Here is an 18,394-nt window from a genome sequence, read left to right on the forward strand (position 1 = left end):
ATAAGTCAGGAGACATGGGTGAAGCCTGTCCTCTTCATCAACCCCCTCAAGTCCCTCCGAGATCCCGCAAGCCGCACCCGTACCGCAGTCGCCGCGCTGCTGACCGGGGCGCTGGTTGGTTCGGTCCTGACCGTGCCGGCCCAGGCGGCGGCGAAGCCGAAGCCGCATCTGGCGGCGCAGCAGGAGAAGCTCGACTCCGACGGCGCGCCGGCGAAGGGCCGGGGGTGGCCGACCAAGGACGTCCGCAGCGCGGAGCTGGCGGCACCGGTGTGGCCGGCGCCGGGCAAGGCATCGGTGACGTTGCCTGTGGCGGCGACCGGCCAGCGGCGGGCGGCGGCGCCGGCGACAAAGGCGGGCAACCTGCCGGTGTCGGTGAGCCGGGCCGCGGGCGCGGCCGGCGCGCGTACCCGGGCGGTGACGGTCGAGGTGCTGGACCGCGCGGCGGTGCCGGAGTTCTGGCGTGACGGGGTGCTGCTGCGGGTCGCGCCTGAGGCGGCCGGAACGACGACGGCGGCGACCGGGCCGGGTGCGGCGACTGTCTCGGTGGACTACCGCAGCTTCAAGAACGCGTACGGCGGCAACTGGTCCTCCCGCCTCAAGCTGTGGCAGGTGCCCGAGTGCGCCCTGACCAGCCCGGGGAAGGCGGGCTGTTCGGCCACGCCGCTGGACTCGCGCAACGACGGCGGCGCGGTCAGCGCCGAGGTGCCGCTGTCCTCGGCGGACAGCGGAGCCCGTAGCGCTTCCTTGACCACGGCCTCGACGCTCGTTGCGCTCGCGGCGAGTGCGTCCGGCGACGAGGGCGATTTTTCCGCCACCCCGCTGTCGCCGTCCTCCACCTGGTCGGCCGGCGGCTCGACCGGTGACCTCTCGTGGTCCTACCCGTTGCAGTTCCCGCCGGCGATCGCGGGCCCCCAGCCTTCCATCACGCTCGGGTACTCCAGCAGCGGGGTGGACGGGAAGTCGGACGCGTCGAACAACCAGCCCTCCTGGATCGGTGAGGGCTTCGAGTACTGGCCCGGCTACATCGAGCGCAGCTACATGCCCTGCGCCGACGACATGGGCAACGGCGCGAACAACACCCTGAAGACCGGCGACCAGTGCTGGCGGTCGGACAACGCCACCATGTCGCTCAACGGCCGGGGCACCGAGCTGGTCTACGAGTCGGGCAAGGGCTGGCACGGGCGCAGCGAGGACGGCTCGAAGATCGAGAAGCTCACCGGCGCCGGCAACGGCGACAACAACGGTGAGTACTGGAAGGTCACCACCAACGACGGGATGCAGTACTTCTTCGGGCTGCACAACCTCCCCGGAGAGACCGAGACAACCAGCTCGACGTGGACCACCCCTGTTTCCGGCAACCACTCCGGCGAGCCCTGCTACAACACCAGCTTCACAGCCTCGTTCTGCAGCCAGGCGTGGCGCTGGAACCTGGACTACGTGGTGGACCCACGCGGCAACACCATGTCGTACTGGTACACCCCGGAGAGCAACTACTACGCGCGGAACTACACCTCGACCGACAAGGCCTCCTACGTGCGGGGCGGCACCCTGAAGCGGATCGACTACGGCACCTGGGACCGGGGTTCCACCGACCGATCGGTCACGCCGACCGCGCAAGTGCTGTTCACCGTCGCCGACCGGTGCGCCGCCGACTGCTCGATCCACGACGCCGCGCACTGGAAGGACGTCCCCTGGGACCAGGAGTGCACCGCCACCGCGGCGAACTGTGGCACCAACTACGCCCCCACCTACTGGTCCACCAAGCGGCTGACGAAGGTCACCAGCCAGGTCTGGGACACCACCAAGCCCACCCCGGCCTGGCAGCCGGTGGATTCCTGGACGCTGGATCACGCCTGGCCGGCGGTCGGCGACGGCAGTGACTACGCCGGCATGTTCCTCACCTCGGTGGTGCACGCCGGGCACGTCGGCAGCACGATCACCATGCCCCCGGTGACCTTCGAGCCGGTGTCCCTGCCCAACCGGGTGTTGACCAAGAACAACACCACCAACAACCGCATGCGGATCGGCAACATCATCACCGAGACCGGCGCCAAGATCCAGGTGACCTACAGCCTGCCCGACTGCACCTCGAGCAGCCTGCCAGCCACCACCTACGGCAATACGAAGCGCTGTTACCCGGTGGTCGGGCCCGACCCGTACGACCCCCAAGGCCCGGACATCACCGAATGGTGGCACAAGTACGTGGTCACCCAGGTCTCCGAGTCCGACCTGATGGTGATGGTCGGCGGCACCGACCACGGCCAGCCCGTCAAGAACACCTACTACACCTACCTGGGCGGTGCGGCCTGGCACTACGCCGACGACAACGGCCTGATCAAGCCCAAGCGCAAGACCTGGAACCAGTTCCGAGGCTACGCGACCGTGGAGACCCGGGTCGGTGACGCGCCCAGCCAGACCCTGACCCGCACCACGTACCTGCGTGGCATGCACGGCGACAAGGCATCCACTTCGGGCGGCACCCTTGACGTCACCGTGCCGGCCTCCCTCGGCGGCGAGACCGTCAAGGACGAGGACCAGTTCGCCGGCATGGTCCGCGAACAGGTGACGTACAACGGCGACATCACCAGGCCGGTCTCCAAGACCGTCAACGTGCCGTGGATGTCGCCGGCGCTGGCCACCCGAACGATCAACGGCGACACGGTCACCGCCCGGTTCACCAACACCGGGGCCACGTACACCGGCACAGCCCTCGGGGTGAACGGCGCCTCCGGCTGGCGGGTGACCCGGACCCAGTCGTGGTTCGACGACACGTACGGCACCACATCCAAGTCGCAGGACGACGGCGACCTGGCCACGCCCGGCGACGAGCAGTGCACCACCTACAGCTACAACCGCAACACCGGTGCGAACCTGACGACGTTGGTCAAGCAGACCACCGTCACCGCCCTCGCGTGCGGCAGCGCGCCGCAGACCACCGACGACATCGTGTCCGACGAGCGCCTCTACTACGACGGCGCCACCAGCGTCGACACGGCGCCCACCATGGGTGCCATCACCCGGAAGGAGAAGCTGAAGGACTGGAGCCAGGCCGCCGGCACCACGTGGCAGGTGGTCAGCACCGGCACCTTCGACGCGTTCGGACGGCAGCTGACCGCCACCGACATCCGGGGCAACATCACCACCACGGCGTACACGCCGGCCACCGGCGGTCCGCTGCTCAAGGTGACCACCACGGTCCCGGACCCGAACGGCGGCACCGCCTGGTCCTCGACGGTGGAGACCGAGCCGTACCGGGGCGCGCCTACGAAGAGCACCGACCCCAACGGCCGCGTCAGCGAGCGGGAGTACGACCCGTTCGGCCGGCTGGCCCGGGTGTGGCAGGTGGGCTGGCTGAAGGCCGACCACCCGACCAGCCCGTCGCTGGAGTACACCTACGCCATCGCGCCGAACCGGGACGCGTACCCGTACACGATGACGAAGACCCTGCACGCGGGCGGCGGCTACCTGGTCTCGTACCAGATCCAGGACGCTCTGTTCCGTCCCCGCCAGACGCAGAGCGCGGCGGTCGGCGGCGGCCGGGTGATCACCGACACCCTCTACGACAAGGCCGGCCGGGCGGTGACCAGCTACGCGCCGCACGTCGAGCCGGGCACCGCGGCGGGCGGCCTCTGGTGGGAGCCGGAGTGGTCGGTGCCGGCGCTCACCAAGACGGTGTACGACGACACCGGGCGGGCCACCGCCTCGATCTTCTACGGCACCGACGGCGTGACCAACCTGGTGGAGAAGTGGCGGACCACGACCGAGTACTTCGGTGACTCGACGAAGGTGACCCCGCCGGCCACCAACGCGCCCACGACCACGGTCACCGACGCGCACGGTCGGACGGTGGAGCTGCGCCAGCACGTCTCGCCGGTGCACTCGACCAGCTACGTCTACAACCGCAAGGGGCAGCTGGTCACCGTCCGGGACACCAAGGGCGATGAGTGGACGTACACCTATGACGTCCAGGGACGCCAGGACTCGGTGAACGACCCGGACAAGGGCCTGACCACCACGAAGTACAACGACTACGGCGACATCGACCAGGTCACCGATGCCAACGGCAAGGTGTTGGTGTACGACTACGACAAGTCCGGCCGCAAGATCGGGCTGTACGACGGCAGCAAGTCGGCCTCGACCAAGCGCGCCGAGTGGAAGTACGACCGGCTGTACACCGGGCAGACCCTGCGCGGGCAGCTCACCCAGAGCACCCGGTACGACCCGCCGGGCTCGGCCAACGCCTACACCGTCCGGCCGACCGGCTTCAACACCCGCTACCAGCCGACCGGCGTCCAGTACGTGATCCCGGCGGTGGAGGGCACCGGCCTCGCCGGCACCTGGGGCTACGGCTACGGCTACTCCCCGTACGACGGCTCGCCGTCGTCGATCACCTACCCGGCCGCCGGCAACCTCACCACCGAGACGGTCAGTACGGACTTCGACCCGGTGACCGGCCTGCCGACGGCGCTGAACACCAACCTGATCAACGTCGGTCGGTATGTGATCGGCCAGCAGTACACCGCGTACGGCGAGCCGAGCATCAACACCCGCAAGATCGACGGCGGGGTCTACGTCGAGCAGGCGTTCGACTATGACCTCACCACCCGACGGATGACCCACAGCCGGGTGCAGCCGGAGACCGCCGCCGGCACCGTCGCGGACGTCAGCTACGGCTACGACGACACCGGCAACATCACCTCGATCACCGACGCCCCCGCCGTGGGCCAGGCCGACGCCCAGTGCTTCCGGTACGACGGGCTGCGCCGCCTCACCTCGGCCTGGACGCCCAAGGCCGGGGTCACCTGCGACACCGACCCGACGGTGGCGAACCTGGGCGGGCCGGCGCCGTACTGGCACGACTGGACCGTCGACGACATCGGCAACCGGACGAAGGAGATCTCGCACGCCCTCGCCGGCGATACCACCCGCACCTACGCGGTACCGGACCCGGGCAAGGGAGTGGCCCGTCCCCACGCGCTCACCTCGGTGACGGTCGCCGAGCCGGGCAAGAGCCCGGTGACCACCCGCTACGGCTACGACAAGGCGGGCAACACCACCTGCCGGCCCGCAGGTACGGCGGCCAACGCCTGCCCGCCGGACGCCAACTCCCAGTCGCTGAGCTGGGACGCGGAGGGGCGGCTGGTCTCGGTCTCGGGCAACGGCAGCACGGCCGGCAGCAACGTCTACGACGCCGACGGCACCCGGTTGATCCACCGGGACGCCACCGGCAGCACCCTCTACCTGCCCGAGCAGGAGGTGCGGCTGGAGGGCGGCCTCACCTCGGGCACCCGCTACTACGGGTTCGGCGGCGGTGTCGTCGCCTCGCGCAACGGAAGTGGCCTGAGCTGGCTCTTCGACGACCACCAGGGCACCCAGAGCGTCGCGGTCGACGCGCTCCGGCAGACGGTCACCGTGCGGCGGCAGACCCCGTACGGCGTGCCGCGTGGCACGCAGCCGGCGTGGGTCAACAAGAAGGGTTTCGTCGGTGGTGACATCGACAGCTACGGGCTGACCCACATCGGGGCCCGGGAGTACGACGCGCAACTCGGCCGGTTCATCTCCGTCGACCCGGTGCAGGACGCGGCCGACCCCCAGCAGTGGAACGCCTACGCCTACAGCAACAACAACCCGATCACCTTCTCGGACCCGACCGGGCTCAAGTCCTGCTCCGACGACCGCTGCGCCCCAGGAGCCGACTACGAGGACGTCAACGGCAACTATCACTACACCGAGGGGCACAACGACGGCTGCAACGGGTGCAGCAAGACCGAGGACCCGTACGAGCACAAGAAGCCGCCGACGATCAACGACGTCCTCGGCTCGCCGGTCCCCGACGCCAAGAAGTTCAAGAACGAGCTCGTCATTCGTGGCTACGGCGGTTCGGCTCAGTTCACCTGGCGGGAGATGCTCGAATGGGCGGGCCAGAACGGCGACAACTGGGTCTTCCTCTGCGCCAGCATCATGGGCGGAGACTCCTTCCAGTGCGACCTGCACAACCCGCTCCGACCCAAGCGGACGGTTCTGGAGGAACTCACCCTGGCCGCCGGGATGATCGCTGTCATCGGGTGCGCCCTGGTGGTCCTCGAATGTCTTCCCGCGATGGCCGAAGGCGAGCTGGCCTTCGCCGCCTACGGCCGGCTCGTCACCGGCTCGGCAACCGGGTTGGGCTTCATGCAGCGGCTGGCGGCCCGCGAGGGCGCCACCGCGGAGGAGGCGGTCGTCAATCTCGGTCCCGGGACGCCGTCACCCGGCAACATCGCCGTCATCGGACGTCTTGAGGACACCGCCGTCGCGCGGGGCTGGCCGGGGCACGACGTGTTGAACATCCCGGACTGGACAATCAAGAAGAACGACGCCTGGGTCCAGGCGGTGATCGACAACAAGCAGGACGTTTACCTGGCCTCGCCACAAACCACGAGCAACCTCTGGGACGCCACGAAGGCGCGTGAAACGGTGTTCGCTCGGGAACTGAGGATGCTCAGGGATGCTGGATACACGGCTGACGGTGACTACATGCGTGCCCCGAGGAGTTGATCAGGTTGCACGAGCGCCTCGATCCGGAGCCGTTCAAGGTTCTGGAGCCCGCACGAAACGTCAACTACGGGCGAGAGGAGTTGCCCTCCCCGAAGGACCACCGGATCAGGGAACTCCTGGCTGCCGCAGCGTCCAGGGCCACGTTCACCGAGGTGCGGGATTGTCTCCCGCCAAAGGCCGATCAGGTCCTCGGCGCGTTCGCGGAACGGGCGGCATCGCTCGCCGTACGGGAACGGAGCATGGACGACCTTCGGACCGGGCTCTTCGCCGCGGCTCTCGCACAGGCGGCTTCGGCCGATGAGCGGGACGTGCTTCCCGCCCTGGCCCTGCTGTACCGGGCAGCGGAGAGGATCGGCGCGGAACCCGCTGTGGAGTTCGCGTCGGCGGCCGAGCGCTACGGCCGCGGAGCGGACTCGCTCGCGCGATTCATCCGCCGTGCGCCCGAGGACAGGACGCCGGAGGCAATGGGCTTCGAAGAAGTGAACGACGGAAAGGACTTCACCTTCGTCTGCACGTGGTGAGCCATGCCGGGCGGTGGGGACGTCGGTGCCCACCGCCCGGCCCGACCGGTTGACCTCGGACAGCTCGCCGCTCTGCCGGACCGGACCCGTCACGTCGGGCCAGCACTTCGGCGGGTCATCCCACGGCCGGTGGCCGGGTACCGACCGGTAGTCGAGCACTCCGTACGCCGGCCGCCGTGGTGGGCGTGCCGTTTCGGCAGGTGACGTGCCTGGCCGGGGTGGTTGTCCGGCCGCTTCCTCACTCGGTGTGACCGGGATAGACAGGTGTGAACTTTTGGCTCTAGAGTTCGCGCGACTGGTTCACATCTTTCAATCACGGGGGTTGAGATGGCGCCTGGCCGCTGGATGCTGCCTGCCTTCATCCTGAGACGTTCCCGGGTCACCGCCGCAGGTGCTGCGGCTGTTGTCGTGAGTTCCCTGCTGGTGGCGCCGCCGTCCGTCGAGGCGGCGGCGCCCTCTGCTGCACCCCCGAGCCCGGCGGTCGCGCCGGACGCGGCCTCGGCCGCGGCGCAGGCGAAGCGCTCGGGTCAGCGGGTGGAGGTGGCCTCGGCGCGCACCGAGTTGACGCAGGTGTTCGCCAACCCCTCTGGTGGGTTCACGGCCGAGTCGGCGGTGGTGCCGCAGCGGGTCCGCCGCGCCGACGGTTCCTGGGCCGACATCGACCTGTCGTTGCGGCCGGCTGCTGGTGTCCTGCGGCCGGTCGCCGCCGTGGCGGACGTGCGGTTCTCGGCCGGTGGCAAGGGTCCGGCGGTGACCCTGGTCCGGCAGGGCAAGTCGTTGACGCTGTCGTGGCCGGGTGGGTTGCCGAAGCCGACGGTGTCCGGCGATTCGGCGACGTATCCGGAGGTGCTGCCCGGGGCGGATCTGGTGCTGCGGGCGACGCGGACCGGGTTCACGCATGTGTTCGCGGTGAAGACCGCGCAGGCCGCCGCCAACCCGGCGCTGCGGACGCTCCGCTTCGACCTGGGCGGCGACGCCCGGGTGGTGCGGGGCCCGGACGGCGGGCTCACCGCGGTCGCCGGCACCGAGGTTCTGGCGAAGGCCGAGCCGGCGGTGATGTGGGACTCGAACACCACCCCAACGCCAGCCGCGCACCCAGCGGCCGACGGCGAGAGCCACGGCGGTGGCCGGCCGAGCCGGTCGACCGCGGCGGCGCCGGGGGACGTGGCGAAGACCGCTGCGGTCGGGGTCGAGGTGGCCGGTGGCGAACTGGTGCTGCGGCCGGACACCGCGCTGCTGTCCAGGGCCGCCGCCTACCCGGTGTTCATCGACCCCGCCTGGTCCACCGGCAAGTCCCGGTGGGCGTACGCGACGAACAACAACACCAACAACACCGACACCTCGGTGGCCCGGGTCGGCAGGGACCCGGACAGCGGGAAGATCTACCGCTCGTACTTCGATTTCCCGCTGTCGTCGATGAAGGGCAAGCACATCGAGTCGGCGTACGTGCAGATGAAGCTGGACCACTCCTGGTCCTGCGACAACACGCCGACCTACATGTACCACTCCGCCGGTATCTCCACGACGCCCCGCACCACCTGGGCGCCGAAGCTGAACAGCCTCAAGTCCAGTGCCCAGTCGCACGCCAACGAGGGATACGGGTGCGCGGACTCGCCGCAGCCGGACATGACGGTGAACTTCACCGGCTCGGGGGTCACGGGCATCGTGCAGAGTCACGCCACCAGCGGCCTGGGGAACATCACGTTCGGGTTCTGCGCGTGCAGCGCCACCGACGGCACCGGCGAGTCGACCACCGACCGGTGGAAGAAGTGGTTCCCCGACAACGCCAAGCTGGTCGTCGACTACGACTCCATCCCCGGCGCCCCGAACAACTTGCAGGTGGCGGGCGTGGCCTGCACGCCGGGCGGCGCCCTGCCGGTCGGCACCCTGACCCCGACGTTCTCGGCGATCTTCCCCGACGCCGACACCGGCCAGTCCCTCGCCACCGCCTACGAGTGGGTACAGGTGCCCAGCAGTGGCGTGATCGACTCCACCACCCCACGCAAGACCGCCCCAGCAGGCGCGTCCGTGCCCGCTAACGGCCGGTCCACCACCGCCGCCGTCTCCGGCATGGCGCAGAACGTCACCTACGCCTTCCGCGCCAAGGCCACCGACCCCGCGCCGTACAGCCTGACCAGTACGTGGTCGGACTGGTGCAGGTTCAAGGTGGACACCACCGTGCCGCCGGTCACCATTTCTGCCAAGAGTGGCGGTACGCCCGGCACGTTGGCCTCCTTCACGCTCATGTCGACGGACAGCAACGTCAGGAAGTTCCGCTACGGCTGGTCGTCTCCGACGACCGAGGTAGGGGCGTTGGTGAGGTGGAACCCGGACGGGACGGTGGCATACGTGATGGCGACCGTCAGGGTGACGGTGCCGAAGTACGGCCGGAACATCTTCTACGCCTCGGCGATCGACACCGCGGGCAACATCGGTACCACCTCGACGGAGATCATCGCTGGTCGCCCGAATCCAGCCGTCGCCCGCTGGGGACTCGAGAGCTACCCCGGCGTCTACCCAGCGCCGACGGAGGACAGCCAGCCCGCCCTGGCCGGTAACACCCCACTGACCCAGACCAACGTCACCTGGAGCAACGACGTCCACCTGGTGGGCGGGCAGACCGCCACCTTCAACGGATCCTCCACCGCATTGACCACTTCCGGTCCGGTGATCGACACCTCCCGATCCTTCAGCGTAGCCGGATGGGTGCGGCTCACCGCCCTGCCGACCGCCGACGATTCGGTCATGGCTGCCCAGGAAGGCGTCAATGCGGCCGGCTTCCATCTGGGCACCCGGCTGATCGGCTCGCCCGCCACCCCGCGCTGGTCCTTCCTGATGAAGGACTCCGACCTCCAGTCCAGCACCACCCGGGCGGCGTACAGCAGCACCGCGCTGACCTCGGCGGACGTCAACCGGTGGACGCACCTGGCCGGCGTGTACGACGCGGACGCGGCCAAGCTGCGGCTCTACGTCAACGGCGTGCTCGCCGCAGAGATCGACCGGCCGGTGGAGCTGCCGTGGAGCGCAGGCGGCAACTTCGTGGCCGGTCGCGGCTTCTCCTTCGGCGCCCCCGGCAACTTCTGGAAGGGCAACATCGCCGACCTCCAGGTTTACGACCGGGTGCTGGTGCCGCACGACTTCACCGGTCAACTCGCATCGGATCCCGACTCCGGCGGCTTTGACGAGCCGGGCATGCTCCAGCCGGTGCAGGTCGGGCAGTGGCTCTTCGAGGGAGCCACGCCGTGCTACGAGGTGTCGACCGACCCATCCCTGTGTAGCGCGCCGGAGGCGGGGCAGTTCGGCCGCAGACTGGCGCTCACCCAGGGCACCAACGTGGGCAACGGCAACCGGGACACGGGCCTCCAGTTCGACGATCGCCACTTCGTGGAGGACCCGGCCGATCCGTACTACGGCCTGGCCACGCGGGAGTACGGGCGGTCGCAGGACAATACCGGCGAGCCGCAGAATCCGGTCTGGCAGGACGGGCGGGTGCTGCGTACCGACCAGTCGTTCACCGTGTCGGTGTGGGTGCAGCCCAGCGCCATCGGCGGTTCGCAGACCGCGGTCGCCCAGCGCGGCCTCAAGCAGTCCTCCTTCTACCTCGGCCAGACGGCCACCACGGTCAACGGCGCCACCGAGATCATCTGGACCTTCAACGTCTACGGCGTGGACAGTGACGTAGTCAACGGCAACAACCGGAATGTGGTGTTCCAGACCCCGGTGACTGATGAAACTACGTCGGCCTGGACCCATCTGGTGGGTGTGTACGACGTGGCCCGTCGGGAGGTCCGTCTCTACGTCAATGGCGACCTGAAGTCCACGGTGCCGTTCGGCACCTTTGCCGGCGCCTTCGACGCCACCGGTTCGCTGACCGTCGGCGGTGCCTTGTACACCTCGTCGGGTGGTACGCCCGCCATGACGAACCGCTGGTTCGGCGGGGTCGACGACCTTCGCCTGTACCAGGGCGCACTCACCGACGCCGCGGTGAAGACGCTCTCCGATTCCGAGTCCAGCCAGACGGTGACACTGGTCGAGTAGCGCCATCGGCGACTGACAGCCGAGCTGCATGAGCGCGACGTAACCCAGCCGGAGTGGCGTCATCACCGAGCCGGTGGTGGCGCCACTTCCGTCGCTCCGACATCGTTCACGCCTGCCGCGACCGGCAGGTCGAGCACCTCGTCCACCGCCCGTCGCGGGGTGGCGGCGCCCGGCTGGCCGTATCCGATCCGCATGACCATCTGCGGCGTGCCGAACCGGCCCAGCGACAGCCGCAGCGCCTCCCGGGCCCCGGACACCTCGATCGGCTGGGAGATCATCGACACGGCCAGCCCCGCGTCGGTGGCGGTCAGCAGCACCCGCTGCAGGGCCTGACCGGCCATGATCTGGTCGGTCGCGGTGTTCCCCGCCGATCCCAGCACCGCGACCAGCGGCTCCGGCTCGAAGTCGCGGCCGGGTGCGCGGTTGCGCCCGCCGAAGCCGCGCTGCGGCAGCAGGTCCTGCGGCTCGCTCTGCGGCCCGCCGGCCGCCGCCGGCACCCCGTCGGGCGAGGGCTCGGAGCGGATCCAGGCGGTGCGCTCGGCCACGTACGCGGGGTCGCGTTCCAGCACCCGGTGGGCGCTGCGGGCGATCTCGGCGAATGCGTTCACCGCGCTGGTGCCGATCAGCAGCTCCAGCCAGCACTGCTCGGCCCGGGCCGCCTCGCCGAGGCGCCAGCGGGCGTCGGCGGGGACCGGGTCGGGCCAGAACGGGGCCCGGTTGCTGAACCGGCGGTCGATGGCGGCGTGCAGGCTCTGCTCGGTCGGGGTGGGACGGCGCGGGAGGTCCGGGACGAGCCGGGCCACCACGTCCGGGTCGGCCGGGTACGGGCGGAGCCGGACGGTGGCCGGGGTGGCCGCGACGGCGAGCGCCAGCCGCAGGTTGAACAGTGCCGCGCCGCAGGCGATCCGGGTGCCCCAGCCAGTCGGGTCGGTGGCCGGGAGCCGCCGCCGCGGGTCGACGGCGACCTCGATCCCGCCGTCGCGCAGCCGGAACCGCCAGGGCTGCGTGTTGTGCAGGGACGGCGCCCGGACGGCGTCGGTCGCGGCGGCTCTGAGCTGCGCGACGGTGAAGCCGGTGGTCATGGTGCTGCTCCTTCCGTGCGGGCCGTGCCGCCCCCCGGTTGGTGTACTCCCACGGTGCGTCAACCAGGGACTTCGCGCGCAGGGCCGGAGGTCCCCTCCTCGCCGGGCCCGTCTACCCGGGGCGGCGCGTCGCGGTAGGGACCTTCGGCCCCTGCACGACCCCGCGGGCAGGGGGTAGAAAGGACGAATGATCCGGGTGTTCCTGCTCGACGACCACGAGGTCGTCCGTCGTGGCCTTGCCGACCTGCTCACCAGCAGCGGCGACATCGAGGTGGTCGGTGAGTCCGGCTCCGCCCAGGAGGCGGCCCGGCGTATCCCGGCGCTCCGCCCCGACGTGGCCATCCTCGACGCCCGGCTGCCCGACGGCAACGGCATCGACGTGTGCCGGGACATCCGCGCCGTGGACTCCTCGATCAAGGGGCTGATCCTCACCTCGTACGAGGACGACGAGGCGCTCTTCGCGGCGATCATGGCGGGTGCCGCCGGGTACGTGCTCAAGCAGATCCGCGGCACCGATCTGGTGGACGCGGTTCGCCGGGTCGCGGCCGGGCAGTCCCTGCTCGACCCGGCGATCACCACCCGGGTGCTGGAGCGCATCCGCAGCGGCGTGGAGCAGCCGCGCGAGTTGAAGAGCCTCACCGAGCAGGAGCGGCGGATCCTGGAGTACGTGGCCGAGGGCCTGACCAACCGGGAGATCGCCGGCCGGATGTTCCTGGCCGAGAAGACGGTGAAGAACTACGTCTCCAGCGTGCTGGCGAAGCTCGGCCTGGAGCGGCGTACCCAGGCCGCGGTGCTCGCCACCCGGTTGCTCGGCAAGACCCACTGAGGCGGCGAGGCGGGGCGGAGCGCCCCGCCCGCTCAGTCGCGCAGCGGGACGCTCCAGCGCAGCTCGGTGCCGCGCGGGACCCCCCGGCTGAGCTGGAAGTCGCCGCCGAGCCGTTCGGCCCGCTCGCGCAGGTTGACCAGGCCGCTGCGGGCCGCCTCCGGGTCGCAGCCCACCCCGTCGTCGGTGACGGTGACCGTGACCCAGCCGGCCTCGACCTTCACCGTCACCGCCACCCGGTCGGCGTGCGCGTGGCGTACGGCGTTGGAGAGCGCCTCGCGGAGCACGGCGGTGAGGTCGGGCCGCAGGGCGTCCGGGACGGCGCTGTCGATCGGGCCGACCAGCTCCAGGTCGGGGCGGTAGCCCAGCGACTCGGCGGCCACCTCGATCGCTTCGCGGATCTCGGTACGCAGCGCGGCGCTCATCGGGGTGCGCAGCTCGAAGATGGTCCGGCGGATGTCGCGGATGGTGGCGTCCAGGTCGTCGACGGCCTGGTTGATCCGCTTGGCCACCTCGGGGCGGGTGTTCATCGCCCCGCTCTGCAACTGCAGGCCGGTGGCGAAGAGCCGCTGGATCACCACGTCGTGCAGGTCGCGGGCGATCCGTTCGCGGTCCTCCAGGACCACCAGCAGCTCCCGCTCCTCCTGGCCGCGGGCCCGTTCCATGGCGAGCGCGGCCTGGCCGGCGAAGCTGCCCAGCAGCGCCACGTCGTCCTCGGCGGCCGGACCGCGGTCGGGCCGGTGGGCGATCACCAGGACGCCGTGCAGGACGTCCGCCGCGGCGAGCGGGGAGACCACCGCCGGCCCGGCGATCACCGGCCGCGGCCAGGGCGCCGCCTCGGCGAGGTTCTCCACCATCTCGTGTCGGCGTTCGGTGACCGACCCGGCGAAGGTGGTCTCGTTGGCCGGCAGCACCGTGCCGACCAGCTCCCGCGCGGCCTCGTCGGCGCCGTCTACCACCTCGACCGTGAACTGACCCTCGTCCTCGTCGTAGAGCAGCACCAGGGCCAGCTCCGCCTCGGCGACCTCGCGGGCCCGCCGGGCCACGAGGGCCAGCGCGTCGGTGCGGCGCACCTCGCCGAGCAGCACGGAGGTGATCTCGGCGGTTGCGGCCAGCCAGCGTTCCCGCCGGTGGGCGAGCGCGTAGAGGCGGGCGTTCTCGATCGCCACGCCGGCCGCCGCGGCCAGCGCCACCACGATCTCCTCGTCGTCCTCGGTGAACTCCGCCGCGCCCTGCTTCTCGGCCAGGTAGAGGTTGCCGAAGACGTGGTCGCGGATGCGGACCGGCACGCCGAGGAAGCTGTGCATGGGCGGGTGGTGCTTCGGGAAGCCGTACGACTTGGGGTGCTGGGTGATGTCCGGCATCCGCAGCGGGCGGGGGTCGTCGATGAGCAGGCCGAGCACGCCCCGCCCGTGCGGCAGCTCACCGATCTTGGCGTGCAGCTCCTCGCTGATGCCGTGGATGATGAAGTCGTGCAGCATCCGGTCGGGGCCGATCACGCCGAGCGCGCCGTACTTCGCGCCGACCAGCTCGCACGCCGACTCCACGATCCGTTGCAGGGTGCTGCGCAGGTCGAGGTCGGAGCCGATGCCGACCACGGCATCGAGCAGGGCCCGCAGCCGCTCCCGGCTGGTGACCACCTCGCCGACCCGGTCGAGCATCTCCTGCAGCAGCTCGTCGAGCCGCACCCGGGACAGCGGGGTCAGGCCGAGCGACGGAGTGACGTGCTCGTTCCGGGGATTCGGTGCGCTGGCCACCAGGCGATCTTATCGCCCGCTGGCCGGACCGGACGAGCCTGGTTACGCGAGGTGACCGCGGACCGCCGAGGTGTCGACGGTCTCCGCGGCGTCCAGCCGCGGGGTGTGCGGGGGGCCGGCGTGCGTCGGGTCGGCGATGCCCAGCCGCATCGAGATGTACGGGTAACCCAGCTCGGAGAGCATGCGCCGGAGCGCCAGCCGGGTGGTCTCGACCTCCACCACGCCGCTGAGCGGCACCACGGACACCCCGAGCCGGGTGGCGGCGAGCCAGGCGGCGGAGAGGCCCTCGCCGGCCCGCAGCCAGCTGTCCGGCTCGTCCTCGGTGCCCCAGAGGATCCCGTAGGCGGCGGCCCGGTCGTGCCCCGGACCCACCGGCAGGGTGCCGGTCCGCCCGAAGTCGCGCGCCGGCACCGTGGTCTGCGGAGCCTCCTGCGGCAGCACCTCCGGCGGCAGCCCGGTGCCGGTGCCGGCCCGGCTGGTCCAGTACGCCAGCTCCTCCTGCAGCTCCGGACTCTCCGCCTCGACCGCCGCCGCCTGCTGGGCCGCGCTGGCCAACTGGATCTTCTGGGTGCTGTCGAGCACCTGGAGGTTCACCCCCTCCCGGGTGGCCGCCTGCTCGATCTCGGCGAGCGCGGCGGCGGGCACCGGCTCGTCGCTGACCGGGCGTCGGTCGGTGTGCCGCACCCGCATGCACTGCACCACGTGCATCGCGTCCGGGTCCGCGCCGGTGTGCCGGAAGCCGCTGAGGCGGGCCAGCAGGTCCGGCTCGGCCGGATCGGGCAGCCGGTCCACCATCGCCGTCCAGCCCTCGGCGGCCAGCGCCATCCGGGCGTGGTGCAGCGCGGCGCCGCAGCTGACCACCAGCAGCCGGCCCTCCGGGTCCATGGCGCTGAGGTGACGCTCCCGGACCACCCGCAGCTCCAGCGCGTCGGGCAACACCTTCCAGTGCCATGGCTGGGTGTTGTGCACCGAGGGGGCGTGGCCGGCCATCCCGGCGGCTTCCGCGAGGGCGGTGGTCAGCGAACGCTCCGCAGCCGACGTCTCGTGGCTCATCGTCACGACCTTTCCTGTTTCTCCCCATCGTGCCCCACGCGGGGGCGGGCCGGGCGGGGTTGCCGCTCCATCCTCGGGCATCCCCGGTCCGGCCGCAGGCGTCGCTCGCCCCGTACGCCCGGGTCCTTCGGCCTCTCGGATTACCCGGGTTTGCCCTACCCGTCCCACTCCGCCGTTGAGACGATCCGCAGGTGGGGGTGGAACCGCGCGAGTGCGTGCCGGAGCGGCCGGTGCCGGGGCATCGGGTGGATTGGCGGCAGTGGGCGCCGTTGACCCTGCTCACCCTGGCCGTGCTGCTCGGCGCCGGGTTGTGGTTCGCCGGGCTGCGTGGGGCGGCCCAGTCCGTCTGGGCGGCGGTGACCCTGGTGGCCCTGGTGCCCGCCGTCTGGACCACCCTGCGGCAGCTCCGGCGGCGGCAGTTCGGGGTGGACGTCATCGCCGTGCTGGCGCTGGTCGGTGCGCTGCTGGTCCGGGAGTACCTGGCCGGCGCGGTGATCGCCGTGATGGTGGCCACCGGGCAGGCGCTGGAGAACTACGCCCAGCGCCGGGCGACCCGGGACCTGCGGGCGCTGCTGGAACGCGCGCCACGGCAGGCCCGGCGGCGGACCCCGGACGGCGGGATCGAGGTGGTGCCGCTGGACCGGGTCGCGGTGGGGGACCGGCTGGTGGTCGGCCCCGGCGACGTGGTGCCGGTGGACGGCACGGTCGAGGCGGCCGCGACGCTGGACGAGTCGGTGGTCACGGGCGAGTCGCAGCTGGTCACCCGGGCCGCGGGCGAGCCGGTGGCCAGCGGCGTGGTCAACGCCGGCGCCGGCTTCGGGCTGCGGGCCCGGAAGAACGCGGCGGAGAGCACGTACGCCGGGATCGTCCGGCTGGCCGAGGAGGCCACCGCGCGCAAGGCCCCGATGGTCCGGCTGGCCGACCGGTACGCGGCCGCGTTCGTGCCGTTCACGCTGCTGCTGGCCGGCGCGGCCTGGCTGCTCACCGGCCAGTTCATCCGGGCGGTGGCGGTGCTGGTGGTGGCCACCCCCTGCCCGCTGCTGCTGGCCACCCCGATCGCCATCGTCTCCGGGCTGTCCCGGGTGGCCCGGCGCGGCGTGCTGGTCCGCGACGGCGGCTCGCTTGAGCTGCTGGGCCGTGCCCGTACGCTGTTGATGGACAAGACCGGCACGCTCACCGCCGGCCGCCCGCGCGCCGCCGAGACGGTGGTCGCGCCCGGCGGCGACCGGGACGAGGTGCTGCGGCTGGCCGCCTCGGTCGAGCAGCTCTCCCCGCACGTGCTGGCCGCCGCCCTGGTCCGGCAGGCCCGCGAGCAGGGGCTGCCGCTGGCCGAGCCGACCGACGTGACGGAGGAGCCGGGGCGCGGGGTGACCGGCCGGGTGGACGGCCGCCGGGTGCGGGTCGGCCAGCTCCCCGGCGAGCCGCCCGAGTGGGCCCACCGGGTCCGCGAGCGCGCCGAGCTGGCCGGCCGCTCCACCGTCTGGGTCAGCGACGACCGGGGCCCGCTCGGCGCGATCCTGCTCGAGGACCCGGTGCGCCCCGACGCCCGGCGCACCGTCCGGCGGCTGCGCGAGGCCGGCCTGAACCGCCTGGTCATGGTCACCGGGGACCGGCCGCGCACCGCCCGGCAGGTGGCGCAGACCGTCGGCGTGGACGACGTCTGGGCGCAGTGCTCGCCGCAGACGAAGGTCGACCGGGTGAAGGAGGAGTCGGGCCAGGCGGTCACGGTGATGGTCGGCGACGGGGTCAACGACGCGCCCGCGCTGGCCGAGGCGCACGTCGGGGTGGCGATGGGCGCGACCGGGGCGACCGCCTCCGCCGACGTGGCCGACGCGGTGCTCACCGTGGACCGGCTGGACCGGCTCGCCGACGCCGTCGAGATCGCCCGGTACGCGCGCCGCATCGCGGTGCAGAGCGCCACCGCCGGGATGGGCCTCGCCGTCGTCGCGATGGTGGTCGCCGCCGCCGGCGGGCTGCCCCCGGTGGCCGGTGCCTTCCTCCAGGAGGGCATCGACGTGCTGGTGATCCTCAACGCGCTGCGCGCCCTCGGGGGCGGTGTGCGCCGCCGTGACGTCACGCCGGAGACCCGGGCGCTCCTCGACCGGTACGCCGGCGAGCACGGCGGGGTGCGTGACGTGCTGGACCGGCTGCGGGACACCGCCGACCTGGTGACCACCCGCCCGGACGCGGCGGAGTGCGTACCGGCCCTGCGGGACGTGCACCGCCGGCTGGTCGACGAGGTGCTGCCGCACGAGGCGGCCGAGGAACGGCAGCTCTACCCCGCCCTGGCCGGCCCGCTCGGCAGCGACGAGGCGACCTCGACGATGAGCCGCGCGCACGTGGAGATCAGCCGCCTGGTGGACCGGATCGGCGGGCACCTCGCCCAGCACCCCGACGGCCGGCTGCGCCGCGACGAGCTCCCGGACCTGCTCGCCGCCCTGTACGGCCTGGACGCCGTGCTGCGGCTGCATCTCGCCCAGGAAGAGGAGGACTACTTTTCGCTCAACCCCGAGGAGGGGCAGGCCGCCGGCCGGTGACCGGGGCCGTGGCCCGGCGGGCGGCCCGGCTGCGGCAGCCCGGCTGCGG

The 18,394-nt window shown here is 71.6% G+C and carries 8 protein-coding genes; 5 read left to right on the forward strand and 3 right to left on the reverse strand.

Translation table 11 applies throughout. The features are described 5' to 3' along the window. Window positions 1-18: 18 nt before the first annotated feature. From ACGFI9_RS14405 to ACGFI9_RS14415, 3 genes are all read left to right on the forward strand, one after another. The gene (locus tag ACGFI9_RS14405; RefSeq protein WP_393178415.1) at window positions 19-6,534 is read left to right on the forward strand and encodes an RHS repeat-associated core domain-containing protein; all 6,516 of its coding nucleotides are present in this window, start codon (window positions 19-21) and stop codon (window positions 6,532-6,534) included. A gap of 5 nt (window positions 6,535-6,539) precedes the next feature. Next, a complete protein-coding gene (locus ACGFI9_RS14410) occupies window positions 6,540-7,055 on the forward strand; it encodes a hypothetical protein (RefSeq protein WP_393178416.1) in 516 nt (171 codons plus the stop codon). A gap of 408 nt (window positions 7,056-7,463) precedes the next feature. Further along, window positions 7,464-11,093: a LamG domain-containing protein gene (locus ACGFI9_RS14415; protein ID WP_393178417.1), complete on the forward strand. Its 3,630-nt coding sequence runs from the start codon at window positions 7,464-7,466 to the stop codon at window positions 11,091-11,093. Between the two features lie 62 nt (window positions 11,094-11,155). Here the strand turns inward: ACGFI9_RS14415 and ACGFI9_RS14420 are convergent, their stop codons facing one another. Beyond that, the gene (locus ACGFI9_RS14420; protein WP_393178418.1) at window positions 11,156-12,175 is read right to left on the reverse strand and encodes an Acg family FMN-binding oxidoreductase; all 1,020 of its coding nucleotides are present in this window, start codon (window positions 12,173-12,175) and stop codon (window positions 11,156-11,158) included. Window positions 12,176-12,362: 187 nt separating this feature from the next. Here ACGFI9_RS14420 and ACGFI9_RS14425 point away from each other — a divergent pair, with 187 nt between their 5' ends. Beyond that, a complete protein-coding gene (locus ACGFI9_RS14425) occupies window positions 12,363-13,001 on the forward strand; it encodes a response regulator (RefSeq protein WP_393178419.1) in 639 nt (212 codons plus the stop codon). Between the two features lie 32 nt (window positions 13,002-13,033). Here ACGFI9_RS14425 and ACGFI9_RS14430 read toward each other — a convergent pair whose 3' ends face one another. Beyond that, window positions 13,034-14,704, reverse strand: a complete 1,671-nt coding sequence (locus ACGFI9_RS14430; RefSeq protein ID WP_393178481.1) for a GAF domain-containing protein — start codon at window positions 14,702-14,704, stop codon at window positions 13,034-13,036. Window positions 14,705-14,797: 93 nt separating this feature from the next. Further along, window positions 14,798-15,808 carry an Acg family FMN-binding oxidoreductase gene (locus ACGFI9_RS14435; RefSeq protein ID WP_393178420.1) on the reverse strand — a complete coding sequence of 337 codons (1,011 nt, stop codon included), beginning with the start codon at window positions 15,806-15,808 and terminating at the stop codon, window positions 14,798-14,800. Between the two features lie 191 nt (window positions 15,809-15,999). Here ACGFI9_RS14435 and ACGFI9_RS14440 point away from each other — a divergent pair, with 191 nt between their 5' ends. Further along, window positions 16,000-18,345, forward strand: coding sequence for a heavy metal translocating P-type ATPase (locus ACGFI9_RS14440; RefSeq protein ID WP_393178421.1), 2,346 nt, complete (start codon window positions 16,000-16,002; stop codon window positions 18,343-18,345). Window positions 18,346-18,394: the final 49 nt, after the last annotated feature.

Source organism: Micromonospora sp. NPDC048930 (assembly GCF_043197935.1).
Lineage (GTDB): Bacteria > Actinomycetota > Actinomycetes > Mycobacteriales > Micromonosporaceae > Micromonospora.

Coding starts and splice junctions, on each gene's coding strand:
- ACGFI9_RS14420 (WP_393178418.1), bottom strand. CDS start 12,175: ATGACCACCGGCTTCACCGTCGCGCAGCTCAGAGCCGCCGCGACCGAC.
- ACGFI9_RS14425 (WP_393178419.1), top strand. CDS start 12,363: ATGATCCGGGTGTTCCTGCTCGACGACCACGAGGTCGTCCGTCGTGGC.
- ACGFI9_RS14435 (WP_393178420.1), bottom strand. CDS start 15,808: ATGAGCCACGAGACGTCGGCTGCGGAGCGTTCGCTGACCACCGCCCTC.